Source organism: Bradyrhizobium sp. MI1.3 (assembly GCF_055811695.1).
This window is the reverse complement of the sequence record NZ_JBVVPQ010000158.1, coordinates 1-4897: the sequence shown is the minus strand read 5'-3', so window position 1 is coordinate 4897 and position 4897 is coordinate 1. Positions and strand designations below refer to the sequence as shown.

The 4897-nt window shown below is 60.1% G+C and carries 3 protein-coding genes and 4 pseudogenes; 4 read left to right on the top strand and 3 right to left on the bottom strand.

Going from position 1 to position 4897, the window contains the following annotated elements; all coding sequences use genetic code 11:
- Positions 1–179 (bottom strand): transposase (locus AC0L3A_RS40005; protein WP_473256500.1); only part of this gene is annotated, 179 nt, incomplete at its 3' end.
- A gap of 47 nt (positions 180–226) precedes the next feature.
- Positions 227–835, bottom strand: a complete 609-nt coding sequence (locus AC0L3A_RS40000; RefSeq protein ID WP_473256499.1) for a recombinase family protein — start codon at positions 833–835, stop codon at positions 227–229.
- 496 nt (positions 836–1331) lie between these two features.
- On the opposite strand from AC0L3A_RS40000, the pseudogene AC0L3A_RS39995 reads away from it, so the two are divergent.
- Together AC0L3A_RS39995 and AC0L3A_RS39990 are read left to right on the top strand one after the other, a co-directional pair.
- Positions 1332–1509 (top strand): annotated as a pseudogene (locus AC0L3A_RS39995) (ATP-binding protein); the annotation flags it as partial.
- Between the two features lie 128 nt (positions 1510–1637).
- Positions 1638–1931: pseudogene (locus AC0L3A_RS39990) on the top strand (IS110 family transposase); the annotation flags it as partial.
- A gap of 402 nt (positions 1932–2333) precedes the next feature.
- On the opposite strand, the pseudogene AC0L3A_RS39985 reads toward AC0L3A_RS39990, so the two are convergent.
- Positions 2334–3423: pseudogene (locus AC0L3A_RS39985) on the bottom strand (IS5 family transposase).
- Positions 3424–3690: 267 nt separating this feature from the next.
- Between AC0L3A_RS39985 and AC0L3A_RS39980 the strand changes: the two are divergent.
- Both AC0L3A_RS39980 and AC0L3A_RS39975 read left to right on the top strand, forming a co-directional pair.
- A complete protein-coding gene (locus AC0L3A_RS39980; RefSeq protein WP_473256498.1) occupies positions 3691–4308 on the top strand; it encodes a phasin family protein in 618 nt (205 codons plus the stop codon).
- Positions 4309–4645: 337 nt separating this feature from the next.
- Positions 4646–4897 (top strand): annotated as a pseudogene (locus tag AC0L3A_RS39975) (transposase); the annotation flags it as partial.

Below are 4897 nucleotides of genomic sequence, written 5' to 3'. Positions count from 1 at the left end.
CTATCGATCTCGGCCTTCTTGACCCAGTCATGCAGCGTCTGCGGCGTGCAGCCGATCTTCGCGGCAATCGATGTCACTGCCGCCCAGCGCGAAGGGTGCTCGCTGGCGTGATCCAGAACCATCCGAACCGCTCGGGTCCGGACCTCTGCTGAGAACTTGTTCGTTGTCTTGCTCGTCATGGCTCCATCCTCTCAGGAGTTGGAGCCTCCGGCAAACCCGGGGCGGTTCAGTGAAGGCGGGCCTGCACCTCCTCATCGGGATTGAGAATAATTGTGCCCGCTCGATCATAGGCGAGCCCGGCTGGCAGGGGCAGCCGCAGTTCGCCGCGCGCCGCCTTCTGGCGTTCCCCTTGGTGAAGGCGCATTCGAAGCTGATGCAACTCCGCCTCGCTCATGATGCCGGACAAGCCCAACAGCAGGCGGTCGTGGTAGGCGCGCGGATCGTAAAGCCGCTCGCCATCCGCAATGAGCACGCCGAACACCGAGCACAGCTCGAGAAGCTGATGCCAGTCCCGGTTGTTGCGGGCCAAGCGAGAAGCGTCGAGGCTCACCACGAGACCGGCGTTGCCAAGGCCGATCTCGGCAATGAGCTTCTGGAAACCATGACGATCCACACCGCCAGCACCGGATTTGCCCAGATCCTCATCAATGACCTGGACGCGCTCCGGCGGCCAGCCCAGACCGATGGCGCGATCGACGAGGCGGTACTGCAGCTCCGTGCTCTCGTGGTGCTGACGCACCTGGTTCACGGATGACTGCCGCACGTAGACATAGGCCAACTTCGCTCGGTGCGCAGTCGTGAGCCGCTCGTCAGCGACGTTCAAGCTGATCAGCACGACCCAGTCCTCTTCCGGGCGTGCCGGGAACCGCTTGCATCCGCCGCAGCAGCGCGGCGAAGATTTGAGCGATCTGGGTTTGCGTCGCGGTCGATAGATTCGGCCACAGGCGCGGAATGTCGGCCGGACGGCCAGGTGGCTTTGCCAACGTCGGCAGGGGTCGATACGCAACGCGACCTGGAAGCGGTCGGTGGGTCATCGCGAATCACCTTCTCGTCGAGAAAGCTCAGACTCGCGCTCAAATGTTGCATCAATGGGATCAGCGTACGTGCGCTGATGCGTGGCAGATCGGCGGCGTTCGGGCCAGAAGTTATCGTCTCTACAAGATCCGTCGACGCGATCCGAACCGCCCGCGGCCGGCCGTCCGGCAGCGCGACAACGACGTAGGCGGGACCGCGCCCCGACCGCTGCTTCAGCACCTCAAGCCGGTGCCCAAAAAGAAAATGATGCGGGTCAGTGATCGTGACGTGAGACACGACCCGCTCGACAATAGGGGTACTCTGACGTGTTCGGTGACCCTGCTATGACGCTCGCCGCCATCGATCGTCTCGTTCACCACGCCACCATCGTCGAGATGAACGTCGAAAGCTATCGCAGGCGCACCGCGCTCGAACGGAAGCGTGGTCCAGGGCGCCCCCCCCTCGCACGCGACACCACAAACACTCGCTGATTGACGCTCCGCGACAATCAGAGCGAACAAAACTCTTGCGCGCGACAATCATCGCGGCAATCATCACTTCGCCGCGACACAGACTCGCCATCCTGATTGTCGCGCGCTTCCCATCCAGATTGTCGCGCTATAGGCATCACCAAGGCTGGCAACGCTCTGGCCAGGCGGGCTCTGATTGAGGGGGCATGGACCTATCGCATGTAAGCTCGCGTCAGTCGCAAGCTCCATGACCGTAACGAGCGCCTGCCTCAAGCTATCCGCGATATCGCCTGGAAGGCCCAGGTCAGGCTGTGCGCCCGCTATCGCCGCTTGTCGGCGGTCGGCAAACCCAAGGTAAGGTGATCGTCACCACCGCCATTGCACGCGAGATGGTTCGGCTTCCTGTGGGCGATCACTCATCAAGTACAACTCGGGCCGGTCGCCTGAAGGGCGCTGCTCGACCATATCGGTGCCCAGGGCAGGAGGCGGGACGCGGTGGGAAATCCTCGTGGCCTGTTATGAGCCGGCATTGCCGACGCTCGCCCCCTAGACCGAGGCAGCCCCAAGACGAAACCACGGTCATGCGGTAGCCAACCCGCGCATGAGAGCTTGATCAACCGTCGTCTTTGGCCTGCCTCTACCGTGGGCACCTTCGAAGTCCAGCGTCCGGGCGCTCAGCCGGAAGCGGCTCCGCTTGATCGAGTCCCTTGACAGCAAACAAGAGAGCAGTCTGCTGAAAAACCTTGAAACTGAGAGTTTTTCTTATTCTGACCGGTCGTTGTTGGGGCGGCGCGGCGGAGTTGGAGGTAATTTCTAGCCTGGTGTTTGGTGTACCCTGATGCGGGGCGGCTAAGCGGCAAGCAGTCTGGGGATTCGGATCAGGTTGTAGGCGATCAGATTGAGCAGGAAGTCGGCGGCGCGAGCGATGCCGCGATGTTTGGTCTTGCGCATGGTGCCGTGCTGCTTGCCCCATCCGAGATGCACTCGACCATCGCCCGGCGCGACTGCGACATGTCATATCCGGGACGCCGTGTGGTTCGTTTGTTCGTTCGTCGATGGCGCTGTTGCGGGTTTTGCCGGTTTTGGTGACGGCCTGGCTCTGTGTCACATGCGGCGTCACGCCGATGGCGCCAAGGTTGGCGACATGATCGGCGGTATCGGACGCCTTGTCCTCGCCGGCAGTGATGCGACGGCCCGCGGCTTTGCGTCTGGCCTTCAGCGTGGTCTCCGAAGCCCGGCGTTCGGCGGTGCCATTGGCATGCGTGACCCTGCCGGCTACCGCCAGCCCATGGCGGTTCTCCATGGTGGCGTGGCCCATATAGCAAAGCTTGGCCTCCTGTCCGGCCGCCTTGCGATAAAGCCTGCTGTCCGGGTCGCTGGTGCTGGCATGGGTGTCGTTCTTACGCTTCCGGCCGTGGAAGTTGGCGCCGTCATCATCATCACCGCTACCGTCCTTGGGACGAAAGCTCTTCTGTGAAACCCAGGCTTCGATCAGCGTTCCATCCAACGAGAAGTGCTCGTCCGACAGCAGTGGCTGGACCTTCAGATGGCTCAGAAGGCTGGTCATGAACTTCGTGAACACATCGCCGTTCTGCAGCCGCTCGCGGTTCTTGGTGAAGGTGGTCGGGTCCCAGACCGGATCGTCCGGCGACAGTCCCACGAACCAGCGATACAAACGATTGAAGTCCAGTTGCTCCATCAACTGGCGTTCCGAGCGGATGCCGTAGAACACCTGCAGCAGCAAGGCGTTCAACAATTGCTCCGGCGGGATCGAAGGACGCCCCTCGCTGGGGTAGAGCTTCCCAAGGCTGCGGTTCAAATCACTCAAAACATTCCGGACAAGTTCCCGGACCTTCCGCAGCGGATGGTTCGCTGGCACACGCTTATCGGGCGCGATGTACGAAAACAGGCCGCCCTGGTCCGCAAACCTGCCGCGCATGATCGCCTCCGCCGATTCGAGATGACAAAGTGAATCATCAAGTCTCCTCCGTGGCTTTGGGTTCTTCAGCAGACTGCTAGTGTCCTGAACCAGAAGTTCGCAATATAGCGTGGTGCCAGAATTAGTAGGTTCGTTCTACTCAGTTCTCAGCTAAGTGAGTAGAGTCGTTTGGTGAGAAGCACGCGGTGCAACTTAAGCCCGAAGCACTCGGGACGATTCAAGCTAATACGAAGCAAGTCGTCAACCTGCAATAACTGGAGAACAAACATGGCAAACCCACGCCAAGAGGATAAGTCCACACAAAGAATGGAAGATGCAGCTCGCCACTCCGGCGAGAAAGCGGCTGAACAGACCAACCGTAAGGAACAGGCTGCAGCTGATCAGAGTGCGCGCGTTGGCCAGAGTGCGGCTCAAGCCGGAGAAGAAATAGCCCGATCAACGGCCAATATCGCTGAGCAGAACTTCGAGACGGTGCAGCGCGCATGGCGAGCCGGCCTGCAAGCGACGACCTCAGCCATTGGACGGTATACGGAGCAATTTGGTCAAATGTTCGGTGTCTCAGGAGAACGGCTGCAGCACGCAACAGAAGCAACCGAAGGGTGGGCGCGCGAGGGGCGAACGATCCTTTTCGCTAGTACGGCTGCTGCCAAATTAGGGAGTGAAATAGCTCAAGAGTACTGCCAGATGGTTCGGAAAGAAGTAGAGACTCACATGGACTACAGCCGAAAGCTGTGGCTCTGTCGAACTCCTCAGGACTTTGTTGCCGTACAAAGTCAGGTTCTGCGGCAGACGCTGGAAGCTGCTCTGGATATCAGTCGTCGAATCGCCGACCTGTCGATCAAAATGACCGACGAAACCGGAAAGCAGATTAAGCAAAGTATATAAGAGGTCCGGCACTCGCCTAGCTGAATCAGCTTATTAGTTGCTAGCTGACCGCTCCTGATTACTTTTTATCGCGCGGCTAGAGAGTCTGTCTGTTGCTGTGGGCATGCGGTCAACGCGTCAGCGTTGTCCACATGCCCACAGCCCTCGGCTTGCATCCATTCGCGCCAAACCACCATCGGCCTGCGATGGCCTATGAAGGCGACGACCATTATAGAAGGCGATCGGAGTTTGCGCTTCCTGCCTTAGCCTCGCAGTCGGCATAGCCTTAGATAGATGTCCTCATGCTTGTGAACCGCCCCGGATTTGCCGGAGGCTCCAACTCCTGAGAGGATGAGCCATGACGAGCAAGACCACGAACACGTTTTCGCCTGAAATTCGGGACCGAGCGGTTCGGATGGTTCTAGATCACGCCGGCGAGCACCCGTCGCGCTGGGCGGCAGTGACCTCGACTGCTGCCAAAATCGGCTCCACACCGCAGACGCTGCATGACTGGGTCAAGAAGGCCGAGATCGATAGAGGGCAGCGGGCCGGAAGCCGAAAGCCCTTGAACGAGAGAACCGCGAGCTTCGGCAGGCCAACGAGATCCTGC